The organism is Plesiocystis pacifica SIR-1 (genome assembly GCF_000170895.1).
Lineage (GTDB): Bacteria > Myxococcota_A > Polyangia > Nannocystales > Nannocystaceae > Plesiocystis > Plesiocystis pacifica.
Genome location: NZ_ABCS01000061.1, coordinates 1 through 17389, shown reverse-complemented (window position 1 = coordinate 17389; position 17389 = coordinate 1). Strand labels below are relative to the sequence as shown.

Below are 17389 nucleotides of genomic sequence, written 5' to 3'. Positions count from 1 at the left end.
CGGCGAGCTACGGACCGAGAAGGGGAGGGCGAGCGCTCTCCCCTTCTTCGTGGCTACGCGACCACGCCCAAGCGCCGCAGGGCCCGGTGCAGCCCGTCGCGGAGGCTGGCGTGGGTCTGGACCGCGCCGAGCTCGATGCCCTGGCCCACGAGCACGCGGGCGATGTTCGGGCGCATGCCGACGATCTCGGCCTGGGCCCCGAGCAGGCGCGCCGTCGACACGGCGCTGCGCAAGGTCGCGGCGCTCGAGGCCGTGAGCTCGGGCAGGCCCGAGATGTCGAGGAAGACGACCCGGGTCGACTCCCGGGCGACGGCGGCGAGCAGGCGCTCGAGCACGACCTGGGCCCGGCGCTCGCTCAGCTCGCCGACGATGGGGACGAGCAGGATGCCCGCCCACAGCGTGATGATCGGCGCCTCCATGGCGTCGATGAGCTCGCGCTGGGCCTTGACCCGGGCGCGCTGCTCGGCCGCCTCGCGCTCGATGGTGTCGAGGGCCTCGATGCGCTCGCGCAGCTCGGTGATGTCCGAGATGATGCCGACGAGGCCGACGACCTGACCGCTGGCATCGCGCATCGGATACTTGCGCGTCCAGATCAGGTGGACCTCCCCCTGCTCGTCGGTCAGCCGCTCCTCGTTGCGGTTGGTCTCGCCCGACTCGAACAGCTGGTCGTCGAGGCGCCAGAACTCCTCGACCTGCTCTGGGGGGAAGAAGTCGGGGTCGCTCTTACCGAGCAGAGCTTCGCGAGGTTGGCCCAATAGTTTGCAAAACCCGTCGTTGAAGGCGACCCAGCGGTGTCGGCGATCTTTGACGAAAACCGGGTCGTCCAAGCTGTCGAGCACGCCCTGAAGCAGCGCGACGTCTTGCTCGAGAATGGGGACGGGCTCGGATCCTGTCATCGCGACCTCCAACAAATGAAGGTCCACTATAGCCTTTGTTGAGGTTCGAAAGCGCTCACGAGGGTTCGCGCCAGGGCTGGGCGCTCCACTGCGGCAGCAGGGCGTCGAGGCGGGCGCAGGTCGAGCGGTGCCAGGCGCTCAGCTCGGAGAAGGGCTCGGGCCCGTCGCCCCACCAGCGAAGGGCGCTGCGGACCATGTACGTGCCGCTCTCGACTCCGTGGGTGACCCCGTCGAGGCCGAGGCCGGGCGGAGGGACGTAGACGGGGACGGTGAGGCCCTGGAGCTGGTCGAGGAGCTCGGCGAGCAGGTTTTGGGTGGAGGGCTCGTGGTCGAGGCGAAGCTCCGTGGCGAAGCTGAGGGTGCGGGCTTGGTCCCCGTCCACGACGGGGCCCACGGTCACGCGCCGCAGCCAGACCTCGCCGACGTGGGGCGCCCGGGCGTGGATCGACCAGCTCGCCCAGCTCTCGAAGGCCGGCTGCGACCACAGCCGAACCAGCGCGGTCGGGCGCCGGACGAGGCTGGGGTAGCGGTGGGGGGCGTCGAAGGTAGATTGGTGCTCGGCGATGGGGTCGTGCATGGCGAGGGGGTGGTCGTGGTCGTGTAGAGCGCTCAGGGGGCGGGCGCCCGCGTCGGTCCGGCTTGGCTCGGCGCGTCGCGGACAGCGAGGGCAGGGGCGCCGCGCTCGACGGCCACGGCCCGGGCGAAGCGCTCGTCCGCGCGGCGCTCCTCGATGGTGTCGACGAACCACCACTCGGCCTGGGTGCGCTCGCGCTGGACGTCGAGGATCACACAGCCCCGGGTCTCAGCTCGATCCAGCGAAGGTGGGGGGGATGCGGGCGAGGGACTCGGCCCGGGCTTCGGCCTCCGCGGCGGGCACGGGGCCAGAGGAGGTGACGGCTGGGGTCACGAACTCGACCAGGCCGACGGGGCGCGCGGCCTCGGGGTGGCCGGCGTCGACGAAGGGGTCGGGCCCGACCTCGAAGGCCCAGGAGCTGTCGCCGCTGAGCGCGATGGGTCCGGCCGATCGGGGAGTGGGGGAGGGGGCCGTCCGCGGGCGCGTCTGCGCCGTGGGGGAGGAGCGCGAAGCGGTAGTCGTAGGTCGTGCCCGCCTCGAGATCGGCCGCGTCGATCTTGAGGTGCTGGACCCAGGTCCACAAGATGACGCGGTCGGCGAGGGGGTCCCCGCTCGCGCCCCAGGCGAAGCGCTCGGTGTCCGTCGGGGCGTCGGCACGAACGGCTTCGGGCGCGTCCGTACCAGGCGGGCTCGCCTCGGTGTCGGGCTGTGACTCGGAGGTGGGGGCGTCCGCGCCCGCGCGACACGCCGTGCTCAGGCCCAGAGCTGCGAGGACTTCGAGGAGCGCACGACGCGTGATCGCCATGGCCTTGCATAGCATCGCTCGGTCACGGGAGGTCCACGGGTGCGCGTAGTCGCCTGCTATGCTGAGCGTCCATGCTGGCGCAGGCGCTCGTCTCGGTCACCTTGCTTCAACTGACGCTGGGCCCAGACCCGCTGCCAGACCCGCTGGCGGCCGCGCCCGAGCTCGACGCGCCCGCGGAGCCCGAGACCGGCGGCGCGCCCATCTACGGCGGCGAGCTGGTGGCCCCCGGGGGCTGGCCCGCGACCGTGGCCATCCTCGGCCAGTCCTTTTGCTCGGGCACCCTGGTCACCCCCGAGCTCGTGCTCACCGCGGCGCACTGCTTCCCCTCGGAGTCCGGGGGCAGCGTCACGGTCTACTTCGGCGACTCGACCGGCAACCCCAGCCACGAGCGGACCGCCACGGAGTGGGGGGTGCACCCCGACTTTTGCCTGCCCAAGGACTGCGGCGACGAGATCCACGACTTCGCCTGGGTGCGGCTGAGCGAGCCGATCGAGGACATCGATCCGATCGTACCGATCACCAACCAGAGCGAATTCGACGACGCCATGGCCACGGGCTCGGAGGTGGTGTTCGTGGGCTACGGCGAGGACGAGCTCGCGGTCACCGGCTTCAAGCGCGAGGTCACCTCGACCATCACCGGCTACTCGGCGAACGGCCGCGAGTTCCGGGCGGGGGGCGAGGGCAAGGACAGCTGCCAGGGCGACTCGGGCGGCCCGGCCTTCGTCCAGACCAGCGAGGGCCAGTGGCGCCTCGCCGGCGTCCTGTCCCGGGGCGGCGAGTGTGGCGGGGGCGGCATCTACGGCGTGCCCTTGCCCGAGCTGTGCTGGTTGCGGGACTCGAGCGGGGTCGACCTGCTCCCCGAGGGCTGCTCGAGCTGCGACTGCGTCGCGCTCCCCGGCGAGGTCGACGAGGGCTGCGGCTGCTCGACCGCGGCGACGGGCGCTGGCCTGTCCGCGGAGCACAGCCCATCGCGGGGCGCGCTGCCCTTCGCCGGGTTGGTCTTGCTCGCCCTGCTCGCGCCCGTGATGCTGCGGCGCGGTTGAGCGCGGGTATTGGCGTTTGGAAACTGTCGAGGGCGCCGAATTGGGACGGCGCCATTGATCCAATGCGCATTCGATGGTCGTGGGGGCAGGGGGGAGGCCTCTGCGCATTTTGAGAAGGACCAAATGACTCGAACACGGCGCGCGTGAATTGCGTGTGCGCGCTTTTCGAGGCGCATCGTATTGAGTCGAAGTCCGTCGAAAGAACACATATCCGCGCGCGCAAATGACGTGAACGTCACGGGCAAAGGCGCAATGGTTGTGAATCGGGACAAAAAGTAAATTAGAAATATGTGTGGGTTGCACGGTGTCATTTACCGTGGCATCTTGCGACAACGCTGCCCATTGCCCCAAAGCTAGATAGGACGTGTCGCCATGCAGATTCCCAATCGTAAGCGTTTGATTCTCTCCACCCTGTTTTTTCTCGGCTCGATTATGAGCACTTCAGCTTGTGATGCCGAAGAGAGTGAATCCGACAGTGATGAATTCCGCTGCTGGTGGGATGACGTCAACTTCTCGAGCACGCCGGAGGCGGCTGAATTCGCCGAATGTACGGGGTTGAGCATTCCCGCGAGCGTGGGCGCGCTCTCGGCTGACAAATTCGAAGTATTCGCGTTCTCATTGCAGGATGATGCCTTTGCCCTGACCAGCGCGACAGGGGGTCTGCTCGCCCCCTTCCCGGCGGGGATCGACACCTTCGACGAGCCCGCGATCTCCGCGGGCGCCTTCGCGGGGACCAAGATCGGAGACGCGTGCTCGAACCTCGTGGGCTTCGGCTCGGAGCAGCAACTCCTCGACTCCTCCACTGGCATTGCGCAAACGACGTATAGCCTGACCCTGCCCAATCGCGGCACCTTGATGCTCGATCAAGAGGAGGACTTTGGCCCGATCTTCGCCGAGGTCAACGACATGGTCGCCACGGGTCAGTTCGTGCGCAACTTCAGCCCGCCGCTGGTCGTGGTGACCACTTCCCCAGGCTCGGGAAAGGTGATCGGCGGGACGGATGAATTCGACGACTACGATGACGACGGAGTCATGGCGGAGATTGACTACATCTATCAGATCGATCTCGTGAACGGCACGGCCGACATCCTCGACGTGCTCGTCGTCGGCTACGACGACGACTGAGTCGCGGACGTGGGGCAGGGAGGGCGTGGCGTCGTCCGCGACGGCCCAAAATAGACAGAGACTGTGGATTCATTCACAGGCTCTGACCCCATTTGGGGGAGCGATCAAAAGCGACCCGTCAACGCCACGCCGCCCCGGGGGTCGACGCTCAGCGACCATGGACCCCTGGGCGTTCGCGCGGCCGTCGAGCGCGAGCGGTAGTGGTGCACGCGGCGGTTCTTGACCCGCCCGGCGATCAGCATCATGCCGCCGGTCATGGCCATGAGGGTGCCGACGGGCGCGAACACCAGGCCCGCGACCATCATGTAGAGGCCGTCGGCTTCCTCTTCGCCCCCGAGGGCGAAGGAGGTCCCGAAGTAGCTCCAGCCGAAGGTCGCGAGGATGCCGCCGGTGGCGAGCACGTTGGCGCCGTGGGTCAGCAGCTTGTCCGACTCGATCTCGAGGGCGTCGAGGTAGGTCGTGGTCACGGCGCAGGTGCCCTGGACGCACGCGAAGGGGTGGCGGCAGTTGGCGTCGCCGAGGCAGGGGGCGCCCTCGGGGCCTGGGGGAGCTTGGTAGACCGGAGCGGGCGGCGGGGCCGGAGCAGGGGCTGGCGCTGGGGCCGGCTGACTGGGCTCGGGCGGGACCCAGGGCTCCGCCACGGGCGGACCCCAGAGCAGCACAGCCAGCGCGAGGGAGTGCATGGGCAGAGCATAGCGCCCGCGAAGCCTGCGCGGGCCTGTTCATTTGATAGTATTAGATATAAATTTATATTTTTAGATAGTTTGGGGCGAGAGAGCGACGGGCCGAGAGACTCCACCGTTCTCAAGTGTTTGAAATTATGTGAAAAAGTGCTCCTGGATCGACTCCTGCTTTCTGTCTGGGTGCGCCGCATGGCGCTGCACAACCCCAACCCGGAGCACACCCATGACCACGAAGCACACCACGTCCTACGAAGTCGACAACATCGTCAACGGCGTCCCCGTCAAGCGCTGGACCCGTGGCGTGGCCGTCGAGGACGCGGCGCTTCGCCAGCTGGCGAACACCGCCCGGCTGCCCTTCATCCACAAGTGGGTCGCCGCGATGCCCGACGTCCACTGGGGAATGGGCGCGACCGTCGGCTCGGTGATCCCGACCAAGGGCGCGATCGTGCCCGCGGCCGTCGGCGTCGACCTCGGCTGCGGAATGATGGCGGTCGAGACCTCGCTGCGCGCCGAGGACCTGCCCGAGACCCTCGCCCCCGTGCGCGCCGCCATCGAGCGGGCCGTCCCCCACGGCCGCAGCGGGAACGGGGCGCGCCGTCGGGACCGCGGCGCCTGGGGTGACGTGCCCAAGGCCGTCGAGGGCCGCTGGGCGGCCGAGCTCGCCGATCGCTTCGCGGTGATCGTCGACAAGCACCCCAAGGTCGAGAAGAGCAACCACCTCGTCCACCTCGGGACCCTCGGGACCGGGAACCACTTCATCGAGGTCTGCCTCGACGAGCGGGACCACGTGTGGGTGATGTTGCACTCGGGCTCGCGCGGCGTCGGGAACCGCATCGGCTCGCACTTCATCCGCCTCGCCCGCGAGGAGATGAAGCGCTGGTTCGTGAACCTGCCCGATGAGAACCTGGCCTACCTCCCCGAGGGCACCGAGCACTTCGACGACTACGTCGAGGCGGTGGCCTGGGCCCAGGACTTCGCCCGCATCAACCGCGAGATCATGATGAAGGCGGCGCTGAAGGCCCTCGAGCACGCGCCGGGGATCCGTCCGTTCACGCTGGTCAACCAGGCGGTGAACTGTCACCACAACTACGTCGCCCGCGAGTCGCACTACGGCGCGAAGGTGTGGGTGACCCGCAAGGGCGCGGTCCGGGCGGGCCGCGGTGAGCTGGGCATCATCCCCGGCAGCATGGGCGCCAAGTCCTACATCGTCGAGGGCAAGGGAAACCGCGAGAGCTTCTGCTCGTGTTCGCACGGCGCCGGCCGGGCGATGTCGCGGACCGAGGCGCGCAAGCGCTTCAGCGTCGAGGACCACGCCGCCGCCACTGAGCACGTCGAGTGCCGCAAGGACGAGGACGTGATCGACGAGACGCCCGCGGCCTACAAGCCCATCGAGGCCGTGATGGCGGCCCAGGCCGACCTCGTCGAGGTCCGGCACGTCCTTCGCCAGGTCATCTGCGTGAAGGGCTGAACCCGAATCGTTGGGGGAGGTCGAGGGATCGGCCTCCCCCAACCCATGGATGCGAGCATTTTTGGAGAGGACGCGTTCCCATGACCGACTTCATCACCATCGACGGCCGCCTCGGCGAGGGCGGCGGGCAGATCCTGCGCAGCTCCCTGGCCCTGTCGGCGATCACCGGCCGGCCCTTCACGATCGAGCACATCCGGGCCAAGCGGCGCAAGCCGGGCCTGCTGCGCCAGCACCTGACGGCCGTGCGCGCGGCGGCGACCATCGCCAACGCCGAGCTCGAGGGCGACGCCCTCGGCTCGGGGAGCCTGCGCTTTTGCCCGGGGGCCATCGAGCACGGGGAGCACCGCTTCGCCGTGGGCTCGGCCGGGAGCGCGATGCTCGTGCTCCAGACCGTGCTGTGGCCCCTGCTGGTCACGCCCGGGCGCTCGACCCTGGTGCTCGAGGGGGGCACGCACAACCCCATGGCGCCGCCCTTCGAGTTCATCACCCGGGCCTTCCTGCCGCTGATGCGGCGGCTGGGTGTGGTCGCCGACGCGCGCCTCGAGCAGGCGGGCTTTTACCCGGCGGGGGGCGGCCGCGTGGTCGTCGAGCTCGAGGGCGGGCACCCCATCGCGGGCCTGTCCCTCGACGCCCGCGGGGCCGTGCTCGAGCGCCGGGCCGAGGCCCTGATCGCCAACTTGCCCGGGCGCATCGGCAAGCGCGAGCTGGCCTGCGTGCGCGACGAGCTGGGCTGGTCGCGGGACGAGGGCGCGGTGGTCGAGCTGCGCGGCCGCGGGCCCGGCAACGCCTTGTGCCTGTCGGTCACCTGCGAGGCGCTCACCGAGGTCGTGACCGCCTTCGGCAGCAAGGGCGTGGCCGCCGAGGAGGTCGCGCGCCGGGCCGTCGCGCAGCTGCGCGCGTGGCTCGACGCGGGGGTCCCCGTCGGGGAGCACCTCGCCGACCAGCTGCTGATCCCCATGGCCCTGGCGGCCAGCGCGAGCTGGGGACGGGGCGAGCCCTCGAGCTTCGTGACCCTCGAGCCCAGCGATCACACGCGGACCAACGCCGCGATCATCGGGCGCTTCGTGCCCGCGAGCTTCGCCTTCGAGGCGATCGGCGAGGGCCGCTTTCGGGTGAGCCTGTGAGCAGGGCGGGGCCGGGGACGGCCTTCGCCCTGTTCGCGTGCGCTCGTCAGCCGCCCAGCTCGACGACCCGCGGGCGGACGAAGAGAACAAAGGCCGGCACACCGCCCCAGTGGTGAAGTCCAACCCCTACTATCTGTAGGTGGGCACCACGCTAATCGCTTCGGGCTTCCCGCCGAACGGGCTTGCTCTCCCACGAACAGAGATGGTTCCCTGGTTGGTCGATGTAGGTGAACTTTTCGCGTTGGGGCGGTGTGCTGCACGTCCATTCTAGCACCTTCGCGGGCGCGCGGAAGGCCGACCTGGACCCGCGCTCCTCCCCCGCGCGGCTGGGGCGAAGATCTCGAAGCCGCGCTATGGTGGCGGCACCACGTGGCTCTAAGCGGCCAGCAGGGCCCACAGCTGCCGGGCTAGCACCCAGGCGCTCGCGCCCGCGATGCCCACGAACACGGCGAAGGTCTGGGCGGAGAGCTGGAGGACGAGGCGCGCCACGGGCAGATCATAACACTCGCCGACCCCGACCTGGTCGGCGTGGCGCCGGGCGGTTTTAGTGTCAGTGTTACACTGTGACTGAGACCTGCTTCGTCAGCGGCCACCTCGACCTGAGCCCCGAAGAATTCGCCGAACACTACGTTCCCGCCATCGAGGCCGCACTCGGCGAGGGTGCGGGTTTCGTAACCGGTGACGCTCGGGGAGCGGACGCCATGGCCCAGGAGTACCTCGCAGGGCGCGCCGCACGGGTCGTTGTCTTCCACATGTTCACCCACCCCCGCCACAACCTCGGAGATTTCCCGACCCGTGGCGGGTACGGATCGGACAGCGAGCGTGACCCTGCCCTGACCGCGGCCTCGACCCGCGACATCGCGTGGGTGCGGCCGGGGCGGGAGCGCTCGGGCACCGCGCGCAATCTGGCGCGGCGAGATCGGAGCGCGCGAGTTCGCTAGCAGTCGCCCACCCCGGCCGCGCCGGGACCCATGATCCACGAAAGCATCGTCCACGGACTCAGCTGGCGTTGAACCCGTGGGCGGCTGCCTTTCTCGGTAGTCGCCCACCCCGGCCGCGCCGGGACCCATGATCCACGAAAGCATCGTCCACGGACTCAGGGACTGTGAAGTTTTCACAGTCCCTGTCCATTTTAGCCGTCGTGGACGACGCCACGCCCTCCCTGCCCCACGTCCACGAGTCAGAGGGTCGGCCAAAACGAGCTCTGGCCGACCCTCTGTCTGCTTTAGCCGTCGTGGAAGACGCCACGCCCTCCCGTGGGCGGCTGCCTTTCTCGGTAGGCTGTCAGGTCGCAGGGCGGACGCGCCTGCGCTCGGGCCCGACTACCAGTTCTCGCCGGCCTTCATGTGCGCGACGGCGTCGCGGATGCGCTGGCGCGCCCGGTCCTTGCCGACGAGCTCCATGGTCTCGAACAGCCCCGGCGTCTTGGCCTGCCCCGTCGTGGCCACGCGCAGCAGCTGATAGAACTTCTTGTTCCAGCCGATGCTCTCGACGAATTCCTCGGTGAAGGCCTCGAGCCCCGCGGCCGTGAACGCCCGCGCCCGCTCGTCCCGCTCGATGGCCTCGAGGTAGGCGCTGAGCGCCTTGATGGTCTCCTTGCGCGTGCGCCCCTTGATGCGGAATTTTTTCTCGATGGCTTTGTAGTCGACGCCGCCGCCGAAGAAGTAGGCGCCCCAGGGCAGGACCTCGTCGAGGAGGTCGACGCGCTTTTGGGCCTGGGCGAGGAGCAGGCGCAGGCGATCGGGGCGCAGCACGCTCTCGACGAAGCGGCGCTGCAGCTCGTCGAGGTCCATGGCCATGAGGTCCTGCTTGTTGAAGGCGCGCAGCTTGACCGGGTCGAAGACCGGGCCGCCGGCGCTGACCCGCGACCAGTCGAAGGCCTCGATCATCTCGTCGAGGGTGAAGCGGTCGCGGTCCCCGGAGATCGAAAAGCCCATGGTCCCGAGGTAGTTCAGCATCGACTCGGGCAAAAAGCCCAGCTCGCGGTAGTAGTCGACGGACACCGGGTTCTTGCGCTTGGACAGCTTGCTGCCGTTGGGGTTGCGCAGCAGGCCGAGGTGGAAAAAGCGCGGCGCCTCCCAGCCGAAGGCCTCGTAGAGCACGATGTGCTTGGGCGTGCTCGAGATCCACTCCTCGCCGCGGATGACGTGGGTGATGCCCATTTCGTGGTCATCGACGACGTTGGCGAGGTGGTAGGTGGGGAAGCCGTCGGACTTTTGCAGGACCTGATCGTCGCTCTCGCCGTACTCGCGGTTGATGCTCCCGCGCAGGCCGTCCTCGATGACGCAGGTGCCGGTGAGCGGCATCTTGAGGCGCACGACGTAGGGCTCTCCGGCCTCGGCGCGGCGCAGGCTCTCGGCCGGATCGAGGTCGCGGCAGTGCCGGTCGTAGCCGTAGCGCGAGGCCTTGGCCGCCTCTTGCTGCTTGCGCAGGTCGGCGAGGCGCTCGGGGGTGCAAAAGCAGCGGTAGGCCAGGCCCGCGTCGAGGAGCTGCTGGACATGACGTTTGTACAGGTCCAGCCGCTCGGACTGGCGGTAGGGGCCGTGCGGCCCGCCCACGTCCGGCCCCTCGTCCCACTCGAGGCCGAGCCAGCGCAGGGCCGCCAAGATGGCCTCTTCGGAGCTCTTGGTCGAGCGCTTGCGGTCCGTGTCCTCGATGCGGAGGATGAACTTGCCGCCGTGTTTGCGGGCAAACACGTAGTTGAACAGGCCGATGTAGGCCGTGCCGACGTGGGGGTCCCCGGTGGGGCTGGGGGCGATGCGGACCCGGGGTGCACCGGCGGTGGACGGGGAGGAGTCGGGCGCGGGGGAGCCTTGGCCGGTCATCGTGGCGAGTGCCTACCATACGGCCAGCGCTGCCAGTACACTCGGGAGGCGTGAGCGACGTCAGCAACGAGATCTATCAAGCCGTCCGCGAGGTCATCACCCGTCGCAGCTTCGACCGCGCGATGGCTGCGACCGCGCTGTGCGAGCGCCTGCTCCACAACGAGGGGGCGATCGTCCGCTCTGACGACGACATCCTCGTGGGCGATCGACCGGTCAGCAAGGACCGGGAGCTGCTCTCGCGCATGGCCCAGTCCACCGGTCTGGGCTTCGCCATCTACGCCGGCAACCGGCGCATCGCGGTGTCCACGGTGCTCGACGCCGGCACGCCCCCGGACGTCGGCGAGTTCGCCCACGCCGACTTGGTCGATCGGGTGCTCCGGCGCCGCGAGGTGTTCAAGGGCGAGGTCGAGTACCGCGGCCGGGAGTACCTCACCGTCTGCCGCCCGCTGCACGCCTCCGGCGGCCAGGACTACGCGCCGATCGGCATGATCGAGGCCTTCCAGGACAAGGAGGCCTACTTCGACCTGCTCGCCGCCGCGGCGCGCAGCGGCGTCGAGGACCAGGTCGCCGACTTCGAAGAGCGCGCAGACGGGATGGAGTCGATCATCCACTTCATCGACGACGTCGCCCGTCGCCTGCAGCTGCTGGCCCTCAACGGCAACATCATCGCGGCCCAGGCGGGCGAGCACGGCCGGGCCTTCCGGGTCGTGTGCCGCGAGCTCGGCTCCCTGGCGGGCCAGGCCAAGAACACGGGCTCGGAGGTCCGCAAGCTGATCCAGGCCATGGGCCTCGAGCGCACGGACGCAGCGTTCATGAGTCGACTCGACAACCTCAGCCGAGAGCAGGTCGAGGCCGCCGGGGGCCAGTGGAACGGGGCGAGCTCGAACCCCTCGTCGTCGAGCTGATCCCGGGCCGCGTTGTCCAGATCTGCCACGCTCTCCCAGAGCGAGCGCTCGAGTGTCGAGAGGGCCTCGAGTCCGCCTCGCTACCGGGAATTGGCTAGCTACTGCCCCGTTGAACTGGAGATCGGTGGATCTCACCGGCCGCGCACGGGAGCGCTGAAAATCGACAATCCTTTGTCTTTTCAAGCAGTTGAGCGCGTGCCAGGTGGCTTCGAGGTTGCCGCGGAAGCTCGAAATTCTCAACATTTTCAGACCTTTATTGCTTGTATGGGAGGATCCGACCGTGTTAGGGCCAACGAAGAAGGCCCCCCACGGCGGAGTTTTCACTCATGGATCAGATCTTCGAGAGCCACTTCGGTGGGTCCAGCAGCAACTCGAATGGCGGAGAGACCGACGGCTACTGCCCCAAGTGCCGGACGGACACCTCACACATCATTCTCGAGAGCTACGGGGACGAAATTCGACGCGTTCAGTGCGCTGTTTGCGGCGACATTCACGCCTACAAGAAGCCGAGGGGCTCCGCCGAGGACGCCGAGCCGGTGTCCGTAGCGCGCCGACGCAAGCTTCAAAAACTCGATTGGCTCCAGGGCATCGAGAATTACGACCGCAAGTCAGCGGTCCGCTACAGCCCCAAGGCCGCGCTGGTGCTCCACCAGATCGTCGTTCACCCCTCGTTTGGTGTGGGCTTTGTCAGCGAGGTGCTCGGTGACAACAAGCTCGAGACGACCTTCCGCAACAACGTGACTCGGGTCATCGTCCACGGCCGTGGCGTGACCGACGAGGAGCTGCGGGGCGAGCGCGTCGAGGAGGAGGAGCTCCGCAACCTCCTCAAACTCGAGATGGGCCCGACCCCCGAAGAGATCGCCGCCGAGCGCGAGCGCCGTATCGCGGAGGAAGAGGCGGAGAAGCGCCGCATCGCCGAAGAGCGTCGGCTCGAGGCCGAGCGCAAGCGCAAGGAGGCCGAGGCGCGCCGCGAGGAAGAGCGCCGCCGCGCCGAGGAAGAGCGCGAGCGCAAGCGCCAAGAGCGCGAGGCCGAGCGCAAGCGCAAGGAAGAAGAGCGTGCCCGCATCCGCGCCGAGAAGGAAGCGGCCCGGCTCGCGGCCAAGAAGGCCCGCGAGGAGGAGGCCGAGCGCAAGCGCCAAGAGCGTGCCCGCATCGCGGCCGAGAAGAAGGCCGAGCGCGAGCGCATCCGCGAAGAGAAGGCCAAAAAGCGCGAGGAGCTTCGCCTCGCCCGCGAGGCCGAGCGCAAGCGCAAGGAAGAAGAGCGCGCGGCCAAGGCCGCCGAGCGCGAGCGCCAGCGCAAGGAGAAAGAGAAAGAGCGCGAGCTCAAGCGCAAGGAGGCCGAGAAGCTCAAGAAGCAGCGGGCCCTCGAGCGCGAGCGCGAGCGCAAGGAGAAGGACAAGGAGCGCGAGCGCAAGCGCAAGGAGGCCGAGAAGCTCAAAAAGCAGCGCGAGCGCGAGAAGGAGCGCAAGCGCAAGGAGGCCGAGAAGCTCAAGAAGCAGCGCGAGCGCGACAAGGAGCGCAAGCGCAAGGAGGCCGAGAAGCTCAAGAAGCAGCGCGAGCGCGACAAGGAGCTCAAGCGCAAGGAAAAAGACAAGGAGCGCAAGCGCAAGGAGGCCGAGAAGAAGAAGGCCGCCGCCGAGAAGAAGAAGGCCGCCGCCGAGAAGAAGAAGGCCGCCGCCGCGAAGAAGAAGGCCGCCGCCGCGAAGAAGAAGGCTGCCGCGAAGAAGAAGGCTGCCGCGAAGAAGAAGGCTGCCGCGAAGAAGAAGGCCGCCGCAGCGAAGAAGAAGGCTGCCGCGACGAAGAAGAAGGCCGCGAAGAAGTCGGCCAAGAAGTCGGCTGGCAAGAAGAAGAAGGCGACCAAGAAGAAGGCGACCAAGAAGTCGGCCGGCAAGAAGAAGGCGACCAAGAAGGCCGCCAAGAAGAAATCGGCCGGTAAGAAGAAGAAGGCCGCGACCAAGAAGACGTCGAAGAAGAAGGCGACCAAGAAGGCCGCGACCAAGAAGAAGGCGACCAAGGCGGGCAAGAAGAAGGCCGCCAAGAAGAAGACGTCGACCAAGAAGGCGGGCAAGAAGAAGGCGGGCAAGAAGAAGGCCGCCAAGAAGGTGACCAAGAAGAAGACGTCGACCAAGAAGGCGGGCAAGAAGAAGGCCGCCAAGAAGGTGACCAAGAAGAAGACGTCGAAGAAGAAGGCTGCCAAGAAGAAGAAGGCCGCCAAGAAGCCGGCGCGGCAGTCGAAGAAGAAGACTGCAGCCAAGAAAAAGCCCGCCAAGAAGAAGGCGGGCAAGAAGAAGAAGAAGCGCTGAGCCGGCACACCGAGCGGGCGGCGATGGTTTCCATCGTCGCCCTCTTCAATTTGCACATGGCGCTAAGCGTCCTCCCTGCCCCCACGTCCACGACTCAGGGACTGTGAAATTTTCACAGTCCCTGTCTGTTTTAGCCGTCGTGGACGACGCCACGCCCTCCCTGCCCCACGTCCACGACTCAGGGACTGTGAAATTTTCACAGTCCCTGTCTGTTTTAGCCGTCGTGGACGACGCCACGCCCTCCCTGCCCCACGTCCACGACTCAGCCGTAGCGAGCGACACCAGAATCCACGCCCCCGCTCGCGGGGGCGACCACAGGCCCTCTCGAAGGCACGAACTCCATTGCCCACCAAGCCAAAGCGGAGGAGCGGACAGCGACGAAGCGCCCCCGGTTCTAGGCGGCTGTGGGGGCAAAGCAGAAGCTCAGCTCGACAGGCCCGCGGCCTTGGCTAGCGCGACCCCCAGCCACACGCACAGCACGCCGCCGAGGATGTGCAGCAGCAGCTGGGCGCTCAGGGAGCCCCAGCGCTGCTCGTCGGCGAGCGAGACCGTGAACAGCGCGAAGGCGCTGTAGGTCGTGAACCCGCCCAGGGCGCCGCCGAGGACGATGTTGCGCCAGTGGTCGGCGGTGATGCAGGCGGAGGCGAAGCCGATCAGCAGGCAGCCGGCGAGGTTGACGGCGAGCACGCCGATGAAGGGCAGGCGCTCGCTGCAGGCTTGCTCGATCTGCGCCGAGAGCAGCACGCGCAGAAGCGCGCCCGTGCCCCCGGCGAGGAACACTCCGATCATTTGGGCTGCGGCCCCGACGCTCTCGCTGTCCTCGTTCACTCCCCCGGACCTCCGCGACTCGCCACTTTCTTGGGGCCGCGGGCCAGCTTGGCGCAGGATCCCCGGGGATGGCAAGGGAGCGCAGCCACGAGGACGAGGAGCCCCGCCGTCGGTCGCGGGGCGCGAGGCCGGCGACGCAGGGCTCGCTGCGCAATCACCTCGCCGGGCGCGTCGACCCGCTGACCAGCGCGATCCTGATCTTCCCGCTGTTCATCATCTACCAGCTGGGCATCCTGCTCAGCCGCGGGCTCAACGGCGTCGACTTCGTGACGGCCTCGCTGGTGGAGCTGGCCGACCGGGACCTGGCCAACTACCTCGTCGTGCTCAGCGGGATGCTCCTGGCCTACGCGGCGATCTTGGTGCTGCTGCGGCGCACGGAGAGCTTCGACCCCAAGGCCTTCGTCCCGGTCCTGGCCGAGTCGACCTTCTACGCCCTGACCATGGGCTCGATCATCCTGTTCGTGATGCACCGGTTCACGGAGCTGGTCCCGGGCCTGAGCGCGGGCGGGGAGCTCTCGGCCGCGTTGGCCAGCGGCCTCGACTTCCTGGACGTGATCGTGATCTCGGCCGGCGCGGGCCTGCACGAGGAGCTCATCTTCCGGCTCATCGGCGTGGGCGGCCTGTCGTGGCTGCTGGCGGGCATGGTCAACCGCGGCCAGGCCCTGGTCATCGCCGTCGTCGTGTCCTCGCTGGTGTTCTCCCTGGCCCACCACATCGGCCCCAGCGGCGAGGCCTTCACCTTCGCGGCCTTCGTCTACCGGACGCTCGCGGGCGTGTTCTTCGCGCTCATCTACCAAGTCCGCGGTCTGGCCGTGGCCGTGTGGACCCACGCCATCTACGACATCTACGTCCTCGGCGTGCTGGGTTAGGCGGACAAGGCCACGCTGACCATGCGCTTGGGGTCGAGGAGCTCGGCGGCGAGGCTGAGCACCTGGGCCCGGGTCACGGCTTGCACGCGCGCCGGGTAGCCAAAGTAGTAGTCCGCGCCGAGGCCGTAGACCTCGGCGAAGACCATGCGCGAGGCGATCCGGGAGCGGCGCTGCATGGCGCTCTCGAACTGCCCGATCAGCCACCGCTTGCTGCGCTGGAGCTCCTCGGCGGTGATGGCCTGGGTCCGGATGGTCTGGAGCTCGCGGTCGATGGCGGCCCGGGTGGCGGCGAGCTTGTCCTGGCTGGCGGCGGCGTGGACGACGAGGTGGCCGGCGTCGACGTGCTCGGCCGCGCTCGCGCTGACCTGGTAGACGAGGCCTTCGCGCTCGCGCAGGGCTTCGAACAGCCGACCGGACTGGCCGCCGAGGACGGAGCACAGCACGTCGAGGGCGGAGCCGCGAGGATCGCCGAGGGCGAGGCCCGGGAAGCCGAGGACCAGCTGACCCTGCTCGCGCTCCCGCGCCAGCTCGACGTGGCGAGGGCGGCGGGGCCACTTGGGCGGACCGCCGGGCCAGGTGGGCGGACCCTCGACGGCGTCGCCGGGCTCGAGATCGTCGAGCAGGGGGGCGAGGCTGGCGAGCAGGGCCTCGGGCTCGACCTCGCCAGCGACGGCGAGCACGGCCTTGCCCAGGCCGTAGCGCCGGCCCCAGTTGCGGCGCAGGGCCGCGGAGTCCAGGCGGGACAGGCTCGCCGCCGTCCCGCGCGGGTCCCGGCCCAGGGGGTGCTTGCGGTAGAGCGAGGCGAGCATGGTCCGGTAGGCGAGGTAGCCCGGATCGTCGCCGTCGGCCTCGAGGTCGGCGAGGGTGATGCGCCGGGCCTCGTCGACCTCCCCCGCGTCGAACAGCGGGTCCCGGGCGCAGTCGATGGCGCGCTCGAGGATGGCCGGGAAGTGCTGGCTGAGGCACTCGGACTGGATGCCCACGCTGTTGTGGCCGGCGAAGCCGTCGATGACCGCGGCGAGGCCCTCGACCTCCCGGGCCAGGGCGTCGCCGCTGCGCGAGCTCGTGCCGCGGTTGAGCAGCGCCGCCGTCAGCGAGGAGACGCCGGCCAGGCGCGGGGTCTCGACCCGGAGCCCGCCGGGCCAGACCAGCCAGGCCCCGACCACGGGCACCCGCGGATCCGGGCGGACGAGCACGCGCAGGCCGCTGTCGTGCCGGGTCCGGACGATGCCGTGGCGATCGCGGGTCAGCGGGGCGAAGCGGCGCCCCGGTCGGCGGCGGTGCTTGGCCGCGCAGCGGCGCTCGAGCTGCTTGGCGAGGGCGCGGGCTTGCTTGGCCGTGGTGTCGGCCCGGGGCAGGTAGACGGTGATCGCGGCGCGCTCGCGGCACAAGAGCCGGGCGCAGCTGCGCTGGACGGCCGCGGGATCGAGCTGCGCGAGGGCTCGGAAGTAGCGCGCCTCGGCGCCCTCGCTGCTGTCCCCGTCGTTGTCGTCGTTGTCGTCGACGCCGTCGAGACCGTCGACGGTGGCGTAGTAGCCCAGGGCGTGGGCGAGGCCCTGGACGCTCTCGCGCCGGTAGATCAGCGAGCTCTGCAGCAGGGCCCGGGCGCGCTGGAGCTCGGCCTCGGGCAGGGGGTGCTGGCCCAGCGCCTCGACGCCGTCGAGCACCGCGAACAGGGCGTCGGCGACCTTGTCGTGCTCGGTCTGGGCGCTGACCAGCAGCGCCCCGCTGGCGAGGCCGGCGAGGTAGGAGGCGTGCACGTCGGAGACCAGCTGGGCGCGGCGGCGGATCTGCGTGGCCAGGCGCGAGGACTCGCCTTGACCGAGGACCACGGCCGCGACGTCGAGGGCCACGCTGTCGTCGTCGAGGGCCTCGCCGCCGAGCCAACCCAGGCGCAGGTAGGCCTCCTGGACGTCGCAGCGCTCGACCCGGACGTGGGCG

At 69.0% G+C, this 17389-nt stretch carries 15 protein-coding genes and 1 other RNA gene; 8 read left to right on the top strand and 8 right to left on the bottom strand.

All coding sequences use genetic code 11. The features are described 5' to 3' along the window. Window positions 1–53 precede the first annotated feature (53 nt). Genes PPSIR1_RS26135 through PPSIR1_RS26125 form a run of 3 tightly spaced genes read right to left on the bottom strand, consistent with a single transcriptional unit; the run spans window position 54 to window position 1685 of the window. Entirely contained in the window at window positions 54–896 is an 843-nt protein-coding gene (locus PPSIR1_RS26135; RefSeq protein WP_045116776.1) for a PAS domain-containing protein, read from the bottom strand. 55 nt (window positions 897–951) lie between these two features. Continuing rightward, window positions 952–1473: a hypothetical protein gene (locus PPSIR1_RS26130; protein ID WP_006974197.1), complete on the bottom strand. Its 522-nt coding sequence runs from the start codon at window positions 1471–1473 to the stop codon at window positions 952–954. Between the two features lie 32 nt (window positions 1474–1505). After that, entirely contained in the window at window positions 1506–1685 is a 180-nt protein-coding gene (locus tag PPSIR1_RS26125) for a hypothetical protein (protein ID WP_006974196.1), read from the bottom strand. Between the two features lie 661 nt (window positions 1686–2346). Between PPSIR1_RS26125 and PPSIR1_RS26115 the strand changes: the two genes are divergently transcribed. Together PPSIR1_RS26115 and PPSIR1_RS26110 are read left to right on the top strand one after the other, a co-directional pair. Then, window positions 2347–3318, top strand: a complete 972-nt coding sequence (locus PPSIR1_RS26115; protein WP_006974193.1) for a S1 family peptidase — start codon at window positions 2347–2349, stop codon at window positions 3316–3318. Between the two features lie 372 nt (window positions 3319–3690). Beyond that, window positions 3691–4443: a hypothetical protein gene (locus PPSIR1_RS26110; RefSeq protein WP_157595998.1), complete on the top strand. Its 753-nt coding sequence runs from the start codon at window positions 3691–3693 to the stop codon at window positions 4441–4443. A 104-nt stretch (window positions 4444–4547) separates the two neighbouring features. Here PPSIR1_RS26110 and PPSIR1_RS49570 read toward each other — a convergent pair whose 3' ends face one another. After that, window positions 4548–5126 (bottom strand): hypothetical protein, encoded by a 579-nt coding sequence (locus PPSIR1_RS49570; RefSeq protein WP_006974191.1) that lies wholly within the window; start codon window positions 5124–5126, stop codon window positions 4548–4550. A 223-nt stretch (window positions 5127–5349) separates the two neighbouring features. On the opposite strand from PPSIR1_RS49570, the gene PPSIR1_RS26100 reads away from it, so the two are divergent. Beyond that, window positions 5350–6594: an RtcB family protein gene (locus tag PPSIR1_RS26100; protein ID WP_006974190.1), complete on the top strand. Its 1245-nt coding sequence runs from the start codon at window positions 5350–5352 to the stop codon at window positions 6592–6594. A gap of 80 nt (window positions 6595–6674) precedes the next feature. Beyond that, window positions 6675–7718, top strand: a complete 1044-nt coding sequence (gene rtcA / locus PPSIR1_RS26095; protein WP_006974189.1) for an RNA 3'-terminal phosphate cyclase — start codon at window positions 6675–6677, stop codon at window positions 7716–7718. Between the two features lie 94 nt (window positions 7719–7812). Here rtcA and ssrS read toward each other — a convergent pair. After that, window positions 7813–7974: non-coding RNA, 6S RNA (ssrS, locus tag PPSIR1_RS46575), on the bottom strand. A 307-nt stretch (window positions 7975–8281) separates the two neighbouring features. Between ssrS and PPSIR1_RS26090 the strand changes: the two genes are divergently transcribed. Next, the gene (locus tag PPSIR1_RS26090) at window positions 8282–8659 is read left to right on the top strand and encodes a hypothetical protein (protein ID WP_006974187.1); all 378 of its coding nucleotides are present in this window, start codon (window positions 8282–8284) and stop codon (window positions 8657–8659) included. 381 nt (window positions 8660–9040) lie between these two features. Here PPSIR1_RS26090 and gltX read toward each other — a convergent pair whose 3' ends face one another. Next, a complete protein-coding gene (gene gltX / locus PPSIR1_RS26085; RefSeq protein ID WP_006974186.1) occupies window positions 9041–10543 on the bottom strand; it encodes a glutamate--tRNA ligase in 1503 nt (500 codons plus the stop codon). A gap of 50 nt (window positions 10544–10593) precedes the next feature. Between gltX and PPSIR1_RS26080 the strand changes: the two genes are divergently transcribed. Both PPSIR1_RS26080 and PPSIR1_RS48295 read left to right on the top strand, forming a co-directional pair. Beyond that, the gene (locus tag PPSIR1_RS26080; RefSeq protein ID WP_006974185.1) at window positions 10594–11448 is read left to right on the top strand and encodes a methyl-accepting chemotaxis protein; all 855 of its coding nucleotides are present in this window, start codon (window positions 10594–10596) and stop codon (window positions 11446–11448) included. A gap of 326 nt (window positions 11449–11774) precedes the next feature. Then, window positions 11775–13751, top strand: coding sequence for a hypothetical protein (locus PPSIR1_RS48295; RefSeq protein ID WP_006974184.1), 1977 nt, complete (start codon window positions 11775–11777; stop codon window positions 13749–13751). 423 nt (window positions 13752–14174) lie between these two features. Here PPSIR1_RS48295 and PPSIR1_RS26070 read toward each other — a convergent pair whose 3' ends face one another. Further along, on the bottom strand, window positions 14175–14579 hold the full coding sequence (locus PPSIR1_RS26070; RefSeq protein ID WP_006974183.1) for a fluoride efflux transporter FluC: 405 nt from the start codon (window positions 14577–14579) through the stop codon (window positions 14175–14177). Window positions 14580–14647: 68 nt separating this feature from the next. On the opposite strand from PPSIR1_RS26070, the gene PPSIR1_RS43835 reads away from it, so the two are divergent. Next, the gene (locus PPSIR1_RS43835; RefSeq protein ID WP_006974182.1) at window positions 14648–15448 is read left to right on the top strand and encodes a CPBP family intramembrane glutamic endopeptidase; all 801 of its coding nucleotides are present in this window, start codon (window positions 14648–14650) and stop codon (window positions 15446–15448) included. On the opposite strand, the gene PPSIR1_RS26060 is transcribed toward PPSIR1_RS43835, so the two are convergent. Beyond that, window positions 15445–17389 (bottom strand): M16 family metallopeptidase (locus PPSIR1_RS26060; protein WP_006974181.1); only part of this gene is annotated, 1945 nt, incomplete at its 5' end. The genes PPSIR1_RS43835 and PPSIR1_RS26060 overlap by 4 nt on opposite strands.

Excerpts from the sequence above, each read along its gene's own strand:
- PPSIR1_RS26135 (WP_045116776.1), bottom strand. The coding sequence starts at position 896 with ATGACAGGATCCGAGCCCGTCCCCATTCTCGAGCAAGACGTCGCGCTG.
- PPSIR1_RS26130 (WP_006974197.1), bottom strand. The coding sequence starts at position 1,473 with ATGCACGACCCCATCGCCGAGCACCAATCTACCTTCGACGCCCCCCAC.
- PPSIR1_RS26115 (WP_006974193.1), top strand. The coding sequence starts at position 2,347 with ATGCTGGCGCAGGCGCTCGTCTCGGTCACCTTGCTTCAACTGACGCTG.
- PPSIR1_RS26110 (WP_157595998.1), top strand. The coding sequence starts at position 3,691 with ATGCAGATTCCCAATCGTAAGCGTTTGATTCTCTCCACCCTGTTTTTT.
- PPSIR1_RS49570 (WP_006974191.1), bottom strand. The coding sequence starts at position 5,126 with ATGCACTCCCTCGCGCTGGCTGTGCTGCTCTGGGGTCCGCCCGTGGCG.
- PPSIR1_RS26100 (WP_006974190.1), top strand. The coding sequence starts at position 5,350 with ATGACCACGAAGCACACCACGTCCTACGAAGTCGACAACATCGTCAAC.
- rtcA (WP_006974189.1), top strand. The coding sequence starts at position 6,675 with ATGACCGACTTCATCACCATCGACGGCCGCCTCGGCGAGGGCGGCGGG.
- gltX (WP_006974186.1), bottom strand. The coding sequence starts at position 10,543 with ATGACCGGCCAAGGCTCCCCCGCGCCCGACTCCTCCCCGTCCACCGCC.
- PPSIR1_RS48295 (WP_006974184.1), top strand. The coding sequence starts at position 11,775 with ATGGATCAGATCTTCGAGAGCCACTTCGGTGGGTCCAGCAGCAACTCG.
- PPSIR1_RS43835 (WP_006974182.1), top strand. The coding sequence starts at position 14,648 with ATGGCAAGGGAGCGCAGCCACGAGGACGAGGAGCCCCGCCGTCGGTCG.